Annotated in this window: 21 protein-coding genes; 13 read left to right on the forward strand and 8 right to left on the reverse strand. The window is 58.4% G+C overall.

Features of this window, described 5'->3' with window-relative positions; genetic code table 11:
• Both AC1DSG_RS16830 and AC1DSG_RS16835 read left to right on the forward strand, forming a co-directional pair.
• On the forward strand, positions 1 to 1,941 hold a 1,941-nt coding region (locus AC1DSG_RS16830), incomplete at its 5' end, for an MFS transporter (RefSeq protein ID WP_477791892.1).
• A 17-nt stretch (positions 1,942 to 1,958) separates the two neighbouring features.
• Positions 1,959 to 2,972, forward strand: a complete 1,014-nt coding sequence (locus tag AC1DSG_RS16835; protein WP_477791893.1) for an ABC transporter substrate-binding protein — start codon at positions 1,959 to 1,961, stop codon at positions 2,970 to 2,972.
• Between the two features lie 135 nt (positions 2,973 to 3,107).
• On the opposite strand, the gene AC1DSG_RS16840 is transcribed toward AC1DSG_RS16835, so the two are convergent.
• The 3 genes from AC1DSG_RS16840 to ggt form a co-directional block, all read right to left on the reverse strand.
• Positions 3,108 to 3,284 carry a hypothetical protein gene (locus AC1DSG_RS16840; RefSeq protein ID WP_477791894.1) on the reverse strand — a complete coding sequence of 59 codons (177 nt, stop codon included), beginning with the start codon at positions 3,282 to 3,284 and terminating at the stop codon, positions 3,108 to 3,110.
• Positions 3,285 to 3,475: 191 nt separating this feature from the next.
• Entirely contained in the window at positions 3,476 to 4,009 is a 534-nt protein-coding gene (locus AC1DSG_RS16845; RefSeq protein ID WP_477791895.1) for a cysteine hydrolase family protein, read from the reverse strand.
• Positions 4,010 to 4,077: 68 nt separating this feature from the next.
• Entirely contained in the window at positions 4,078 to 5,805 is a 1,728-nt protein-coding gene (gene ggt, locus AC1DSG_RS16850) for a gamma-glutamyltransferase (protein WP_477791896.1), read from the reverse strand.
• Between the two features lie 150 nt (positions 5,806 to 5,955).
• On the opposite strand from ggt, the gene AC1DSG_RS16855 reads away from it, so the two are divergent.
• Positions 5,956 to 6,471, forward strand: a complete 516-nt coding sequence (locus AC1DSG_RS16855) for a methylated-DNA--[protein]-cysteine S-methyltransferase (protein ID WP_477791897.1) — start codon at positions 5,956 to 5,958, stop codon at positions 6,469 to 6,471.
• Between the two features lie 176 nt (positions 6,472 to 6,647).
• On the opposite strand, the gene AC1DSG_RS16860 is transcribed toward AC1DSG_RS16855, so the two are convergent.
• Both AC1DSG_RS16860 and AC1DSG_RS16865 read right to left on the reverse strand, forming a co-directional pair.
• The gene (locus AC1DSG_RS16860) at positions 6,648 to 7,235 is read right to left on the reverse strand and encodes an NUDIX domain-containing protein (RefSeq protein WP_477791898.1); all 588 of its coding nucleotides are present in this window, start codon (positions 7,233 to 7,235) and stop codon (positions 6,648 to 6,650) included.
• Positions 7,236 to 7,337: 102 nt separating this feature from the next.
• Positions 7,338 to 7,775, reverse strand: coding sequence for a hemerythrin domain-containing protein (locus AC1DSG_RS16865; protein WP_477791899.1), 438 nt, complete (start codon positions 7,773 to 7,775; stop codon positions 7,338 to 7,340).
• Between the two features lie 146 nt (positions 7,776 to 7,921).
• Between AC1DSG_RS16865 and AC1DSG_RS16870 the strand changes: the two genes are divergently transcribed.
• Positions 7,922 to 8,347 carry a GNAT family N-acetyltransferase gene (locus tag AC1DSG_RS16870; RefSeq protein ID WP_477791900.1) on the forward strand — a complete coding sequence of 142 codons (426 nt, stop codon included), beginning with the start codon at positions 7,922 to 7,924 and terminating at the stop codon, positions 8,345 to 8,347.
• A gap of 128 nt (positions 8,348 to 8,475) precedes the next feature.
• Here AC1DSG_RS16870 and AC1DSG_RS16875 read toward each other — a convergent pair whose 3' ends face one another.
• A complete protein-coding gene (locus tag AC1DSG_RS16875) occupies positions 8,476 to 8,826 on the reverse strand; it encodes a hypothetical protein (protein ID WP_477791901.1) in 351 nt (116 codons plus the stop codon).
• 150 nt (positions 8,827 to 8,976) lie between these two features.
• Between AC1DSG_RS16875 and AC1DSG_RS16880 the strand changes: the two genes are divergently transcribed.
• The 9 genes from AC1DSG_RS16880 to AC1DSG_RS16920 all read left to right on the forward strand — a co-directional run bounded on the left by AC1DSG_RS16880 (position 8,977) and on the right by AC1DSG_RS16920 (position 13,965).
• Positions 8,977 to 9,225: a hypothetical protein gene (locus tag AC1DSG_RS16880; protein WP_027925145.1), complete on the forward strand. Its 249-nt coding sequence runs from the start codon at positions 8,977 to 8,979 to the stop codon at positions 9,223 to 9,225.
• Between the two features lie 20 nt (positions 9,226 to 9,245).
• Positions 9,246 to 9,575, forward strand: a complete 330-nt coding sequence (locus tag AC1DSG_RS16885; protein ID WP_477791902.1) for a DUF6388 family protein — start codon at positions 9,246 to 9,248, stop codon at positions 9,573 to 9,575.
• Between the two features lie 25 nt (positions 9,576 to 9,600).
• Positions 9,601 to 10,305, forward strand: coding sequence for a YoaK family protein (locus AC1DSG_RS16890; protein ID WP_477791903.1), 705 nt, complete (start codon positions 9,601 to 9,603; stop codon positions 10,303 to 10,305).
• A 181-nt stretch (positions 10,306 to 10,486) separates the two neighbouring features.
• Complete coding sequence (tusD, locus tag AC1DSG_RS16895) at positions 10,487 to 10,879, forward strand: sulfurtransferase complex subunit TusD (RefSeq protein WP_477791911.1); 393 nt, start codon at positions 10,487 to 10,489, stop codon at positions 10,877 to 10,879.
• 1 nt (position 10,880) lies between these two features.
• Positions 10,881 to 11,243 (forward strand): sulfurtransferase complex subunit TusC, encoded by a 363-nt coding sequence (gene tusC / locus AC1DSG_RS16900; RefSeq protein WP_477791904.1) that lies wholly within the window; start codon positions 10,881 to 10,883, stop codon positions 11,241 to 11,243.
• A complete protein-coding gene (gene tusB, locus AC1DSG_RS16905) occupies positions 11,243 to 11,536 on the forward strand; it encodes a sulfurtransferase complex subunit TusB (protein WP_477791905.1) in 294 nt (97 codons plus the stop codon). The genes tusC and tusB overlap by 1 nt, the downstream gene beginning before the upstream one ends.
• The gene (locus tag AC1DSG_RS16910; protein ID WP_477791906.1) at positions 11,533 to 11,868 is read left to right on the forward strand and encodes a TusE/DsrC/DsvC family sulfur relay protein; all 336 of its coding nucleotides are present in this window, start codon (positions 11,533 to 11,535) and stop codon (positions 11,866 to 11,868) included. The genes tusB and AC1DSG_RS16910 overlap by 4 nt, the downstream gene beginning before the upstream one ends.
• A complete protein-coding gene (locus tag AC1DSG_RS16915) occupies positions 11,865 to 12,866 on the forward strand; it encodes a glycosyl transferase family protein (RefSeq protein ID WP_477791907.1) in 1,002 nt (333 codons plus the stop codon). The genes AC1DSG_RS16910 and AC1DSG_RS16915 overlap by 4 nt, the downstream gene beginning before the upstream one ends.
• 91 nt (positions 12,867 to 12,957) lie before the next feature.
• On the forward strand, positions 12,958 to 13,965 hold the full coding sequence (locus AC1DSG_RS16920) for a glutathione S-transferase family protein (protein WP_477791908.1): 1,008 nt from the start codon (positions 12,958 to 12,960) through the stop codon (positions 13,963 to 13,965).
• Between the two features lie 128 nt (positions 13,966 to 14,093).
• On the opposite strand, the gene cysG is transcribed toward AC1DSG_RS16920, so the two are convergent.
• Together cysG and serS are read right to left on the reverse strand one after the other, a co-directional pair.
• On the reverse strand, positions 14,094 to 15,488 hold the full coding sequence (cysG, locus tag AC1DSG_RS16925) for a siroheme synthase CysG (protein ID WP_477791909.1): 1,395 nt from the start codon (positions 15,486 to 15,488) through the stop codon (positions 14,094 to 14,096).
• Positions 15,489 to 16,006: serine--tRNA ligase (gene serS, locus AC1DSG_RS16930; protein WP_477791910.1), on the reverse strand; the 518-nt coding region annotated here is incomplete at its 5' end. It abuts the gene before it with no gap.

Consider the following 16,006-nt stretch of genomic DNA (forward strand, 5'->3'; position numbering starts at 1 on the left):
GCCTTGGTGATCGGCCCGGCACTGTTGCTGGGCGTGGTTGCCTATATAAGCGTCGGTCTATCCTTTCATCCAGAGCTTGTTAAACGTACCCAACTCATCGGCACGATAGCGGATGCAACTATTCAGCGCACTGTCAACGCAGGTGTGCCGATTGAAAGCATGGTGGGCGGCACCGAATACTTTCGGCACCTGCTTGTTGAGTTTCCGGAAATTTCTTACTTCGGCGTTTCCACTGACTACCCAATCATTGAAGTAGGGGAAGATCAACACACCGCAATCACCCTCAACCGTGCTCTGAGCAATACCCATAAACTTCCGATTTATCTCGATGGCAAGGTCGTTGGAACCGTCACAACGCAATCCAATTCCGCCTATATCGCAGAACTGTTCAAAAGTGTCGCTCTGGATCTTGGTGTGATTGTTATCGTGATAGTGCTACTGGCACTTGAATTAATTGCGGTCATGATGAGTGTGTCTCTCACGGCACCTCTGAACAGGCTTCACTACATTGTCGCGCTACAAGCCGCAGGAAATTTTTCGACGTGCATAGCTTCTTTGAGCAGGGATGTGGTCGACCAAGTGAGCAGCTGCCTCTCCGAGCGTGCAAAAGCGCTCCATGCAATGTTTCAGCGCGCACGGCTGGCTGCCGTATCTGGCACAACGCCCTTGGCTGATACCGCCGATTTGAATTCAATCGGCAAAGTGTTCGGCCTTCACGATATTGGCCCACGCTGGATTCGTTTTTGCAGCCTTATCGATGTGCGTCTCGCATTGTTTCTATTCGCCGCCGCCGATGAAATGGAGACGTCCTTTTTTTCCATATTCGTCAAGTCTGCACACAACCCGATACCTTGGTTGAGCGAGGGTGCGGTCACCAGTCTGCCGCTTACGGCTTACCTGATTGCGGTGCTGACCGTGACACCGTTTGTTCGTCCACTTTCAGAACGTTTCGGTCACCGCAGACTTTTCCTGGCTGCCGCCGCAGCGACGATAATCGCAAAGCTCGGTATGTGCGTTTCCGGAAATGTCCCGGCAATCACTTTTTTTAACCTGATGTGCGGCGCGGGATATGCGTTTGCGTCTTTGGCCTGCCAGGATTACGTACTGGATGTCGCGCACAAGGACGAGCGTGCACGCTCGTTAGGTTTATTCTCCGCGGCTATGTTTGGCGGCATTTTTGCTGGCTCTGCGCTAGGTGGCATCCTCGCCGATCGGCTCGGATATTCTGCGGTATTTGTCATTAGTGCTGCGCTGATTCTGGTTTCCGGAGCATGTATCTATTGGCAACTTCCTCACCAGCGTCACGTTGACAGCCGCAAGACAGAAAGACCGAAGCGATCAAGTAAGAATGTCTTCGCGACTTTTCGAAATCCGCGTTTTGCAAGCCTTGCATTTGGCATCATCGCGCCTCAGGCAATTTTGGATATGGTGTTTATCTCGTATTTGCTCTCACTCTTAATGGAGTCGCTTGGCGCCAACGCAGCGGACATTGGTCGATTACTCATGATCTATTTTTTGATGATCATCATTTCCGGCTCGCTGTACGGAAAACTGGCCGAACGTGGCGTAAGCGCCCGCAACATTGTGCTTCCGGGGTCTTTTATAGGAGGGACCTCATTGCTTGTTGCCGCCACCTGGCCAAGTATAGGGATGATGGGGTTCGCGATGATTGGCGCGGGAGTTGGTCATGGCTTGGTACGAGGTCCCCAGACTGCAATGGTCATGGATGTTGCCGAGACTTCGCTAGCCCATTTGGGTACCGGCCCCGCGATTGCCGCCGCGCGCATCATCGAACGTAGCGCAAGCATTGTGGCGCTTGTATGCATTGCCACTGCTGCCGATTACATTGGCTATGTCGGAGCCGTTTACACCATCGCAATCCTCGTGCTGTCCGGAGCGCTTCTATACCTGTCAGCATCAAACCCAAGTCCTGTTAATTAAAACAGAAGGGAACATTTATGACTGGCTATAGAAGGGTGTTTACGGCACTACTGCTTATGGGCTTTGTGGGGGCAGTTGCGCCTCCGCTCGTAAATGCAGCCGCAAAGAAGACGATCATGATGGTGGCTTGGCTAGGCTGCGAAGACGTTTGCAAAGGGGTAAAGGAATACATCACAGAGAACAATATCGATGCTGAAATTCTTGTTCGTGATGCCGCGCAAGACAAGAGCAAATTGTCTGCGTTTGCAGCAGAGGCCCGCGCTTTGAATGTCGATGCCGTGATCACCTGGGGCACTAAAGCAACGCTAGGGATGATCGGCACTCTCAATGACCATGACCCCGGTTTTTTGGTTGATATCCCGGTTATTTTTACCGTGGTTGCCGATCCGGTTGGCAACCACATCATTCAAAGCTATGAAAACACAGGAAGACCTAACGTCACCGGGACTCGCAATCGCGTGCCAGAAGCAGTAAACATAAAAAGCATTCAACGGTATATGCCTGGCTTCAGTCACCTGGGCATGATCTACGATACCAGTGAGCCCAACTCCGTGAGCAAGGTTGCGGAAATGCAGTCCCTCACCGATCAACTCAAGATCAAGTTCGATGCCTTACCTCTTGATAAGGGCGTTGATGGCACACCGACGGCCGAGTCGATTGCCTCTAATATGGCGCAATTGAAGGCCAAAGGGGTTCAGTGGGTGTATTTGGGTTCAAGTACGTTCCTGGAAAAGCAGGGAAAAATCTTCACAGAGTCCGCGGTGGAAAATGGCATTGCGGTACTGAGCCCTTACGAGCACCTCGTGAGTGACTCCCAGGCTTTGATGTCTGTTGCCGCGCGCGATTTCGACGTCGGAAAACTGGCTGCCAAACAAGCCGCCAGGATCGTCGTAGAGGGGAAAAAGCCAGGCGAATTACCTGTGCTTGCGATCGATCAGTTTGCCTACATAGTCAATATGACGGTCGCAAAAAAGCTTCAACTCTATCCGCCGGTGGATTTTCTGCAGTTTGTAGAAAAGGTTGAAAACTAGCGCCGCATTGCCGTAATCAAACACCACCATTTCGGTTCTGTAGTCAGATGCAGATTTCACCCGCGGGCAGGACGTCCATTCGGGCCACCGAGCCGTGAATCACGGGGACGCAAATAGATCGTCCCCCTTCAGACCTCAATGCTCTTCGAGCACACCAAAGCGTAGGTTGTTGGCCACGTAATCCGGATGGAAGACATCTTGATCGAGCTGGAACAACTCTTTGTACTGCTGCGGACTCTCGCTGGATGGGCCGTCGGGGCTCACGCCTGTTAGCTCGGCGAGAAGATCGCCGATCAGTTTTTCTACGCTCATTTTATTGTTCTCTTTACGACTGAAGGTCTGTGCGGTTGCGTATTGCGTCGGCCGGTCGAGCCGTCGAATTGCGGGGCTTGCAGTGCAGTTCGTAAGAAGAGTTTTACAGACGGAGGCGTAATCGATTTTTCAATCGGCGACAGCGCCTTATCATTCCATGACAATTTGTGTCCGTTGATCCGGCAGTGGTTTCAGATGCGGATTTGCCCCGCCGGCATGACATCGATCCGCGCCACTGAACCGGTCAGGTGCGCCAGATCCTTGTTGTGCTCGGCGATGATGTCTTCGGCGCTGAGGTTGCCGTTGTCGACGGTGGAATGCGCGTCCGCCGCCAGCACCACGTCGTACCCCAGTTTCAGTGCCTGGCGCACGGTCGCGTTAACGCAGTAGTCGGTTTGCAAACCACAGATGATCAGGCGCTCGATTTCTTCTTTCTGCAGCAGTTTTTGCAGGTGGGTCTGGTAGAACGAATCCGGAGTGGTTTTGCGTAGGCGAATATCCTCGGGGGCGGTCTCCAGCGCTTCGGCCAGTTGCCAGCCAGCGGTGTCGTGTACCAGAGGACCGTCCGCTTCTTCGTGCTGGATAAACACGACCGGCACCCCGGCTATCCGGGCCCGGATGCTCAGATGGTTGATGTTTTCGATGACACGGTTGATCTCAAAGCACTCGTACTCGCCAGAGCACAGCGCCTGCTGGACGTCGATGATTAACAGCGCAGTGGCCATGATTCGCTCCTTGAACAATCAGTGAATCAGGGGACGAAACCAGATCCGTCCCCTTTTAAACTCAACCCTTAGTAGCCGAGCGACAGCCCGGTGTTGCGACGGGGATCGTTGGCGCCGTAGAAGCGGTTTTTGCCGACCGGTTTGCCTTCCAGTGAAGGCGCGCCGACCAGGATCGCCGCCACGTGGTTGGCATCCTGCGGCCCGGCAAATTTATGCCCCCAGCTTTCGAGGATCTTCACCGTGTCCGGACTGGTGGTGAAGGTCTCCAGGTTGGTTTCTTCCGGCAACCACTGCTGGTGGAAACGCGGTGCGTCCACCGCTTCCTGGATGTTCATGCCGTAGTCGATCACGTTGAGCATGGTCAGCAAGGTGGCGGTGATGATGCGACTGCCGCCGGGGGTACCGACGACCATCACGACCTTGCCGTCCTTGGTGACGATGGTCGGGCTCATCGACGACAGCGGCGCTTTGCCGGGGGCGATCGCGTTGGCCTCCCCTTGCACCAGGCCGTACATGTTCGGCACACCGATTTTCGAGGTAAAGTCGTCCATTTCGTCGTTGAGGATGACCCCGGTTTTGCTGGCCATGACTCCGGCGCCAAACCAGTCGTTGAGGGTGTAGGTCACCGACACCGCGTTGCCCCATTTATCGACGATGGAGTAATGCGTGGTGTTGCTGCCTTCATGCGGAGCGACGCCCGGTTTGATGTCGCGGGACACGCCAGCCTTTTGCGGCTGGATAGCGGCGCGCAGTTGGGTGGCGTAGTTTTTGTCCAGCAGGTGGGCGATCGGGTTTTTCACAAAGTCCGGGTCGCCGAGGTAGCTGTTGCGGTCCACATACGCGTGGCGCATCGCTTCAATCTGATAGTGCATGCCTTGGGCCGAGTGGTAGCCCAGGTCCTTGATCGGGTAGCCTTCGAGGATGTTCATGATCTCGCAGATCACCACCCCGCCGGAGCTTGGTGGCGGTGCCGAGACCACGTGGTAGCCACGGTAATCGCATTCGATCGGCGCCAGTTCGCGGGTCTTGTATTTATCGAGGTCAGCCTGGGTGATGATGCCTTTGTTGGCCTGACTGGAGGTGACGATGGCGTCGGCGACCCAGCCTTTATAGAAGCCGTCGGTGCCCTTCTCGGAAATTTCCCGCAGGGTCTTGCCCAGATCCTTCTGCACCAGTTTTTGCCCGACCTGCATCGGCTCGCCGTTGCTGAGGAAAATCGCGCCCGAGTCCTTCATGTCTTTCTTGAACACGTCGGTGGCGTAGTCCAGCAAATCGACATCGCCCTGCTCCAGCACAAACCCGTCTTCGGCCAGCTTGATCGCCGGGGCGATCACTTCCTTGCGCGGTTTGGTGCCGTACTTACTCAGGGCCAGTTCCATACCGGACACGGTCCCCGGCACGCCGACGGCCAGGTGACCACGGGTACTGAGGTCCGGGACGACATTGCCTTCTTTATCGAGATACATGTCGGCGGTGGCGGCCAGCGGGGCTTTTTCACGGAAATCGAGGAAGGTCTTGCGTCCGTCCGCCAGCTGGATGGTCATGAAACCGCCACCCCCAAGGTTGCCCGCTGCGGGATACACCACCGCCAGCGCGTAACCCACAGCGACGGCGGCATCGACGGCATTGCCGCCCTTCTTGAGTACATCGACCCCCACTTGGGAGGCCAGATGCTGGGCTGTGACCACCATGCCGTTTTCGGCCGCGACGGGGGCCACGGAGGCCGCGTGGGCGGTCAGGCAGCAGAGCGCCAAGGAAGTCGCGATGAGCGATTTGGCAAAAGGTTCGTACTTCATGAGTTGGTCTCTTTTTTGTTTTCAGGCTCTGTCAAAAACAGAGTGAGCGGTTCAAAAGCACAGGCAAGTATGGTCGCGATTGCGTATTGCGCCTCCCCGTCGAGGCAGTATGCTGAGCCTCTGTTCAGCCCTTCTGCGGAGACCGCCGGCATGACCTACACCTTCACCACCCTGGCGTCTCCGGTCGGCGAACTGAAGCTGGTGGCGAAAGATGCACGACTGGCGGCCATCCTCTGGGAAAACGACAAGCCAAACCGGGTGCGGCTGGGCCCGATGCACGAAGCCCCGGACAACCCGATTCTTGTGCGTGCCGTTCAGCAGTTGCAGGAATACTTTGCCGGCACGCGAAATCGCTTCGAGCTGGAACTGGATTTTGCTGGCACGGACTTTCAGAAAAAGGTTTGGCAGGCGCTGCTGACCATCCCGTTCGGAGAGACGCGCAGCTATAGCCAGATTGCCGAGCAGATCGGCAATCCAAGCGCCGTTCGGGCGGTGGGCGCGGCGAATGGCAAGAACCCGATCTCGATTGTTGCCCCCTGCCATCGGGTGATCGGCGCCTCGGGCAAGCTCACCGGGTTTGCCGGCGGGCTTGAGGCGAAGGAGCGCTTGCTGACGCTTGAAGGATGCGAATGGTCAGGCGCCAGCAGAACGGGCGACCTGTTCTGACTGACCGGAACACCTGTAGCAGCTGCCGAGCCTGCGAGGCTGCGTTCGGCGGCGAAGCCGTCGTAATCCGAGCGCACTCGATCTAGCTGATGCACCGTGCTGCCCACATCCACGGCCGCGGCCCGCATCAAACGCAGCCTCGTGGAGCTCGTCAGCTGCTACAGGGGAAGTGTCGTTCAGGCGAAGATGTCCTTCATCGCCGCATATTGCAGCAACATGATGGTCTTGGCGTCGCAGATCTCCCCGCGATAAAACGCTTCGAGTGCCTCGTCGAATGGCCACTCCAGCACTTCCAGTTCTTCGGTCTCTTCCTCCAGCCCGCCGCCGTCGCTGACTTTCGAAGCCGCATCGTATTCGGCAATAAAGAAGTGCAGCTTTTCAGTGACCGAACCGGGGCTCATGTACGCCTCGAAGATCTTCTGCACATGGTGCACGCGGTGACCGGTTTCTTCCTCGGCTTCGGCGCGGATGCGTTCTTCGGGATCGGCACCTTCAAGCAATCCGGCCGCCACTTCGATCAGCAAACCGTCGTGACCGTTGACGAACACCGGCAGCCGAAACTGGCGCGTCAGCACCACGGTTCTCTTTTCGCGATTGAACAATAGAATCGCCGCGCCGTTGCCCCGATCGTAGACCTCGCGGGTCTGGCGTTGCCAGTCGCCATTGTTGCGCTGATAGTCGAAGGTGATTTTCTTCAGCAGGTACCAGTCGTGGGACAACACCTGGGATTCGATGATGTTGACCCGTTCGGCTGTGTTCGCCATGACAGCGCATCCTTTTTTCGTCAGAGGCGCCCATGGTAGGCGAAAACGAAAAAGCCCGGCATCCCCTGATGCGAACCTACAGGATTGTGTCGCTCCATAGGTTCAGGAGAGTTGCGCCTTGTATTCCTTTTCATACTGGCCGGCGAGCGCCTCTTTCTGTTTGTCATCGAGCAGCTTGCCGGCCATCTGGAAGAACTTCTGCTCTTCTTCTTCCAAGTGGTGATGCACCTTTTCGCTGAGTTTTTTCGCAGTCGCCAGCCACGACGGGCTGGACATCTCGGTCCCGTCCAGTTCTTCCATCATTTCGTCCATTTCGTGATGTTCGGCGATGGCGTGGCGGCTCAGGTCGACGCCGTTGTCGAACTCCATCAGCGGAATGTAGAAATGGCGCTCCTCGGCGGTCTCATGGGCCTGGAGTTCGGACTTGAGCTGCTTGTAAGCCTCGACCCGTTCCGGGGTATCACCACTGGTTTTGATCAGCGCTTTGGCGTAGCTGCGTTGACGCTCGTGGCTTTCACGCAAGGCTTCGAAAATATTCACGGGTTGTCCTCGTTGGCCGCGTTCTGAAATGACGCTGTTTAGGCTAGACATCCGCGCGACGGCGACGGTTCCACTGGTGTCAGGGGGATAGAACTATCGCCGCGAGCACGCTAGGCTGCGGATTCATTGCCATAAGGATGTAGCTCATGAACCTGCGTATCGAACGCTCGCAAAACCCCACCGATGAAGAACGCGAGGCCATCCTCACGCCGCTGCGCGCCTATAACGCCGCACAGGCTGGCCCGTCCAGTGCGCAACTGCTGGCCTTGCTGGTGCGCGACGACAACGGCGAAATACTCGGCGGGTTGTATGGCCGGTTTTTTTATCAGTGGTTGTTCATTGAATTGCTGTCCGTGCCCGAACAGGCCCGGGGACAGGGCATGGGCTCGAAACTGATGCAGATGGCCGAAGACCTGGCTTGGGAAAAGGAATGCGTGGGGATCTGGCTGGACACCTTCGACTTTCAGGCGCCGCAGTTCTACAAACGGCTCGGTTACAGCGAACTGGGCCAGATTGCCGACTACCCGCCGGGGCACAAGCGCTTCTTTTTCCAGAAACGCCTGATCAATTAATCAAAACACGCCCCCCTRTGGGAGCGAGCCTGCTCGCGATRGCGGTGGATCAGTCGACATCAATGTTGAATGAATAACCGCYATCGCGAGCAGGCTCGCTCCCACAGGGGTACTGCCTCAGCTCATGTTTACAGGCAAGTGGCCAACGCCGCCAAACGGCGCTTGGCGACGAAGTCGTCGTGCTGCGCGTAGTAATTCAACACGCTGCCGGAAGCGTCGGTGGTCACGTCCACAAAGGACTCCGCCGACCGCGTGTAGACCGTCGAACCGCCATTTTTACCGGGCTGCAAATAGGCGGCTGCATCCACACCGAACACCGCCTCGTCCTGCCAGGAAAACTGCACGCATTCGGCCACGATGGTAGGCGGCTTGTTCGATTTCAGGGTTTTGTACGGGGTCTTGGTGCGAGCATCGTCCATCACCGAGCCCGCGCATCCCGCCAGCAACGTTACGGCCAGCGCCACCATCAGAATTCGCATTACGTTCGCTCATCAAGAAAAAGCGGACTGTATCACCGTGGCGCGGCGTTTCGTTCTGCTTTACTTCATTTATACCGCGACACCGCGTAACGATTCGCGCACCCTGTCGCGCCATAAACACCGTACCGCGCCTTTTTTCTGGAAGCCCCAATGACACCCAACGCCGAATTCTACAAACCGACCCCTGAATACGCCGACAAGCTGATCAGCCAGATCGGCCAGACCCCGTCCTGGATTGCCAAGCGCATTGGCGTCACCGACAAGCGCATTCGCTATATCCTCGACGGCGAACGCACCGTCAAAGGTGAGACCACGCCGATCAAGATGACCTACACCGAGCAGTTCGCCCTCGAATGCCTGGCTGCAGCAGCCAAGGCCAGCAAGAAACAATCTTCGTAACCCGTGACCAAGGAGCGACCATGGCGGCAACCGATCAGCAACACGAACAGGCGCTGAAGAAGTTTCTCGATGAGCGCCCTGAACTGCGCCACGAACTCGATAACCTCAACCCGCTACTGGCTCAGGCCAAGGGTGAAACCCCGGCGCAGTACCGCGACGAGCGACTGCACGAAGCCTTCGAAGCTGAAGCTGAGTCCCAAGGGTTGTTCGCCTGGGAGCTGACGCTGCTGCTGACGGCCGCCACATCCGAGGACTACGAGGCCCAGCGCCGGGAAGTGCACAAGGAAGTTGCGGAAATGGCAGGCATGAACTGGCTGGACTATTGCGAGCTGTATGGGATAGAACCATAACCACTGTTCAAGGATGCCCTCGTCGATGCTGCCATCCACCTCTTCAACCCACGCCAGCCCTGGCCACCTGCACACGCAAAAGTGGCGTGGGCGCGTCGGCATGACGCTGGTGGCCATGCTCTCGGTACTCGCCGGCATGACCGACGCCATCGGCTTCATGGCCAGCGGCGATTTCGTCTCGTTCATGAGCGGCAACACCACCCGCCTCGCCGTCGCCATCAGCGTCGGCGACCTGGGGTTGACCGGGCGACTGCTGCTCTTGGTGGCCACCTTCATCGTCGGCAATGCCCTGGGCATTATCGTCAGCCGCCTCGGCGGGCGACGAGCGCTGCCATTGATGCTGAGCATCGCCACGCTGCTGTGCGCCGCAGCGATCTGGCCCTATGACGAACAACTGCCCGCGCTATTGGCGGCGATCATCGCCATGGGCATGCTCAATGYCGCCGTCGAGCAAGTGAACGGCCTGCCGGTCGGCCTGACCTATGTCACCGGCGCCCTGTCGCGCTTCGGACGTGGGCTGGGGCGCTGGCTGCTCGGCGAGCGGCGCGATGGCTGGAGGGTGCAATTGATCCCATGGACCGGGATGTTTGCCGGGGCTGTCCTTGGGGCGGTGCTGGAACATCATTTGGGGCTTCAGGCATTGTTTGCCAGCGGATTGCTGGCGGGGGTGCTCGGGGTGGTGTCGTTGAAGATTCCGCGGCGGTGGCAGTTGGGGTATATGCCGCGTTGATTTATGTGTTGTCCGGGCGGGCCCCTTCGCTGGCAAGCCAGCTCCTACAGGGTTTTGTGAGCGACACAAATCCCTTGTAGGAGCTGGCTTGCCAGCGAAGAGGCCATCACAGACAACATCGATTTAGCCCCCCCGCCGATAAAGCTTTATCATGACCACAGTTTTGCTGATCGAGTCCGTCATGAAGTTCGCCATCGCGCTGTTTTCCGCCGCCCATGCGCCCTCCTCGCGCCGTGCCTTGCTGTTCGCCCAGGCTGCGTTGGCCGGCGGGCATGAGATTGTCCGGTTGTTTTTCTATCAGGACGGCGTCTACAACGCGTCCGCCAGTGTGGYCACGCCGCAAGATGAACTGGACCTGCCCAAGCAATGGCGCGCGTTTGTCAGCGAGCATCAACTGGATGGCGTCGTCTGTATCGCCGCCGCCCTGCGCCGTGGCGTGCTGGACGAGGAAGAAGCCGGGCGTTATCAGCGTGACGCCGTTGCAGTCGGCGCGCCGTGGGAATTGTCCGGCCTCGGCCAGTTGCATGACGCGGTGCAGGACGCTGACCGCTTGATCTGTTTTGGGGGCGCGTGAGATGGCTAAATCCTTGCTGATAATCAGCCGCCAGGCGCCATGGTCCGGGCCGAATGCGCGGGAAGCGCTGGACATCGTGCTCGCTGGCGGAGCTTTCGATCTGCCGATCGGCCTGCTGTTTCTCGATGACGGCGTGTTCCAGCTCGCCGCGAAACAGAACGCCAAAGCGCTGCAACAAAAAGACCTGAGCGCCAACCTGCAAGCCTTGCCGATGTTCGGCGTCGATGAATTGTTCGTCTGTGGCGAGAGTGCTGCAGAACGTGGGCTGGACCCTTCCTGTTTGTCCCTGGAAGAAGCCCAGGTGCTGACCGCCCACGACATCACCGCCCTTATTGACCGTTACGACCAGGTGATCACCCTCTGATGTCGACTTTGCATGTATTGTCTTATTCCCCGTTCGGTGACGATCGCCTGACCAGTTGCCTGCGCGTGATCGGCGCCAACGATGCGCTGCTGCTGACTGGCGACGCGGTCTATGCCTTGCAACCGGGCACCGCACCTTTCAGCGCGCTGAATACTCGTGGTCTGCAACTGTTTGTACTGGCCGAAGACTTTCAAGCGCGCGCCATAGAAATTCCCGACTGGGCCAAGGCCATCGATTACCCGGCCTTCGTCGAACTGTCGATTCACCATGACAAGGTCAACAGTTGGTTATGAATTCCCTGACCGTGGGCGCTCGCGCCATCTCGTTGGACAAGGACGGTTTCCTGGTCGAATTGGGCGACTGGTCCTTAGAGGTCGCCAGCGCCCTGGCTGCTGCCGAGGACATCGAGTTGAGCCCTGAGCATTGGGAAATCCTCGAACTGCTGCGCGGTTTCTACGACGAATACCAGCTGTCGCCGGCCACCCGCCCGCTTATCAAATACACCGCGTTGAAGCTCGGCCCGGAAAAAGGCAACAGCCTGCACCTGAACCGATTGTTCAAAGGCACCCCTGCCAAACTCGCCGCGAAACTGGCGGGCCTGCCCAAACCGACGAATTGCTTATGACCGACTTCCCAGCGCTGACCCTCGAAACACCCGCCGAGCACCCGTTCGCCCAGTTCGTGCGAATCCTTGGCAAAGGCAAACGTGGCGCCCGCGACCTGACGCGTGAAGAAGCCCGCGAGGCCATGGGCATGGTGCTCGACGACAAGGTCGAAGACACCCAGCTCGGCGCCTTTCTGATGCTGCTGCGGCACAAGGAAGAAAGCGCCGAGGAAATGGCCGGCTTCACCGAAGCCCTGCGTCAACGCCTCAACCCGCCGGCTCTGGCGGTCGATCTGGACTGGCCAACGTATGCCGGCAAGAAACGCCATCTCCCGTGGTACCTGCTGGCGGCCAAGTGCCTGGCGCAAAACGGCGTACGGATTTTCATGCACGGCGCCGGCGCGCACACGGCCGGGCGGCTGTACAGCGAACAACTGCTGGAAGGACTGAACATTCCGCTGTGCCGCGACTGGCAACAGGTGGGTGCGGCGCTGGATAACGGCGGCCTGGCATTCATGCCGCTGGTGGATTGGGCGCCGCAACTGCAGCGCATGATCGACCTGCGCAACACCTTGGGCCTGCGCTCGCCTATCCACTCCCTCACACGCATCCTCAATCCGTTGGGCGCGCGTTGCGGCCTGCAAAGTATTTTCCACCCCGGCTACCAGGCCGTGCACCGCGATGCCAGCGGTTTGCTGGGCGACACGGCGATTGTGGTCAAGGGCGATGGCGGCGAGATCGAGATCAATCCGGACGCCGACAGCCATTTGTATGGCACCACGGGCGGTGAAAGCTGGGACGAAGAATGGCCGCAAATGTCGACCCAGCGTCACGTCAAACCAGCATCGCTTGCCCCTGAGCACATGAAGGCGGTCTGGCGCGGTGACGTGGAGGACAGTTATCCGCAAATGGCCCTGATTTCGACCATGGCCCTGGCGTTGCGCGGGCTCGGTCAATCCCGTGATCAGGCGTTCGAAACAGCCCAACAATACTGGGACGCTCGGGACAGATCGATTTAATCGATCATAACTGCTTAACCTTTGCGCTTTTTGTTCGAACTCATCGGCATAGACTCCTCTCCAACGATTTAGGGTTTGAGGAGTCTTGAACATGGGTTTATTAGTCGAAGGCCGCTGGCATGACCAGTGGTACGAAAGCAGCAAGGACGGCGCCTTTCAACGTGAACAGGCGCAGCGCCGCAACTGGGTGACCAACGACGGCAAGCCGGGCCTGACCGGTGTCGGTGGCTTTGCCGCTGAAGCCGGCCGCTACCACCTCTACGTGTCCCTAGCCTGTCCGTGGGCCCACCGCACATTGATCCTGCGCAAACTCAAAGGCCTTGAAAGCCTGATCGACGTGTCGGTGGTCAGTTGGCTGATGCTGGAAAACGGCTGGACCTTCGACCCGAGCTTGGGCTCCACCGGCGACAAACTCGACCACCTCGACTTCATGCACCAGCGCTACACCGCCGATACTGCCGACTACACCGGTCGCGTCACCGTGCCGATGCTCTGGGACAAACAACAGAATCGCATCGTCAACAATGAATCGGCGGAAATCATCCGCATGTTCAACAGCGCATTCGATGACCTGACCGGCAATGACCTGGATTTCTACCCGGCGCCCCTGCGCGGTGAGATCGATGCGTTGAACGAACGGATTTACCCGGCAGTAAACAACGGCGTGTATCGCGCCGGGTTTGCGACCTCGCAACAGGCGTATGAAGAAGCGTTTGATAGCTTGTTTGAGGAACTGGATCGACTGGAGCAGCTGTTAAGCGCCAATCGTTACCTGACCGGTGAATACCTGACTGAAGCGGATATTCGGCTGTTCACCACGCTGATTCGTTTTGACGCGGTGTACTACGGACACTTCAAGTGCAACCTGCGGCGGATTGCCGATTATCCGAATCTGTCGAATTGGTTGCGCGAGATCTATCAATGGCCGGGGATTGCCGAGACGGTGGATTTCCAGCACATCAAGAACCACTACTATGGCAGCCACAAGACCATCAATCCGACCGGGATTGTGCCTAAAGGGCCGGCGCAGGACTTCACCGTGGCGCATGATCGGGCGCGGTTGAGCGGGAAAGGGGTTTGGCGCAAGAACCAGGCTTGATTGTAATTCTGTATTGATTTTGAGGGCCCCTTCGCGAGCAAGCCCGCTCCCACATTTAACCGTATTCTTCAGTTAGAACTCGGTTAAATGTGGGAGCGGGCTTGCTCGCGAAGGGCGCGACTCGGTCTCTAGACTTGCGCCTGAGCACCCTCGAACCACGCCAGTTTCTCGCGCAGTTTCACCACTTCCCCAACGATGACCAACGTCGGCGCATGCACTTCATGCTCTGCCACCAGTCGTGGCAAATCCGCCAACGTGCCGGTAAACACCCGCTGATTGATCGTGGTGCCCTGCTGAATCAACGCCGCCGGGGTGTCTGCCCCGCGACCATGCTTGATCAACTGCTCGCAGATAACCGGCAAGCCCACCAGGCCCATGTAGAACACCAACGTCTGCGCCGGCGCGACCAGGTCGGCCCATGGCAGATCGGTGGAGCCGTCCTTCAAATGCCCGGTGACAAACCGCACAGACTGCGCGTAATCGCGATGGGTCAGCGGAATCCCGGCGTACGCCGCGCAACCGCTGGCTGCCGTGATGCCCGGCACCACCTGGAACGGGATGCCTTGGGCCGCCAGTTCTTCGATCTCTTCACCGCCGCGACCGAAGATGAACGGATCACCGCCCTTCAACCGCACCACCCGCTTGCCCTGTTTGGCCAGATCCACCAATTGCTGGTTGATCTGATCCTGCGGCACCGCGTGGTCGGCGCGACGCTTGCCGACATAAACCCGCTCGGCATCGCGACGGCACAGCTCCAGAATTGCCGGCGCCACCAGGCGGTCATACAGCACCACATCGGCTTGCTGCATCAGGCGCAAGGCACGGAACGTCAGCAGGTCGGGGTCACCCGGCCCCGCGCCGACCAAATACACCTCGCCGGTCGTCACATCCGCTTCGCCGTCGATTTTCGCCTGTAACAGACGCTCGGCTTCAGCGCCCTGCCCGGCCAGTTGCCGGTCAGCGATCGGGCCTTGAAAGACGTCTTCCCAGAATCCGCGACGCTGCTGCACATCCGGAAACAGACCTTTGACCTGATGGCGAAAACGCGCCGCCAACCCCGCCAGTTGGCCGTAGGTGGACGGTATCCAGGTTTCAATCTTGGCGCGGATCAACCGTGCCAGCACCGGCGCATCGCCGCCGCTGGACACCGCAATAATCAACGGGGAACGATCGACAATCGCCGGAAAGATCACGCTACACAGGGCCGGCGCATCCACGACGTTGACCGGCACACAACGCCGATGGGCATCAGCGGAAACTTGCGCGTTCAACAACTCGTCATCGGTGGCGGCAATGATTAGCCCGCAACCGTCCAGATCCGTCTCGGCATAACCGCGCAACAGGCACTCGCCACCGCTGCCGGCCACCAGTTCGCGCAATTGCGGTTCGATTTCAGGTGCAACCACCCGCAGCAGCGCACCGGCATCGGCCAGCAGGCGGGATTTGCGCAAGGCAATCTCCCCCCCACCGACGACCAACACACGACTGCCGCGCAGGTTGTGAAACAGCGGCAGATAGTTCATTTAGCCGATGACCTCAAGGCCACCCATGTACGGCTTCAGAACTTCAGGCACACGGATCGAACCGTCGGCCTGCTGATAGTTTTCCAGCACCGCCACCAGGGTACGACCGACCGCCAGGCCGGAACCGTTCAGGGTGTGAACCAGTTCAGGCTTGCCGGTTTCCGGGTTGCGGAAACGCGCTTGCATGCGACGGGCCTGGAAATCGCCGCAGTTGGAGCACGACGAAATTTCGCGGTACTTGTCCTGGCTCGGAATCCACACTTCCAGATCGTAAGTCTTGACCGCGCTGAAGCCCATGTCGCCGGTGCACAGCGCCAGGGTGCGGTAAGGCAGTTCCAGCAGTTGCAGGACTTTCTCGGCGTTGGCGGTCAGGCCTTCCAGCGCTTGCATCGACGTCGACGGTTCAACGATCTGGACCATTTCGACTTTGTCGAATTGGTGCTGACGGATCATGCCGCGGGTGTCACGACCCGACGCGCCGGCTTCACTGCGGAAGCATGGGGTGTGCGCCACAAACT

This window comes from Pseudomonas sp. P5_A12, from assembly GCF_056400685.1.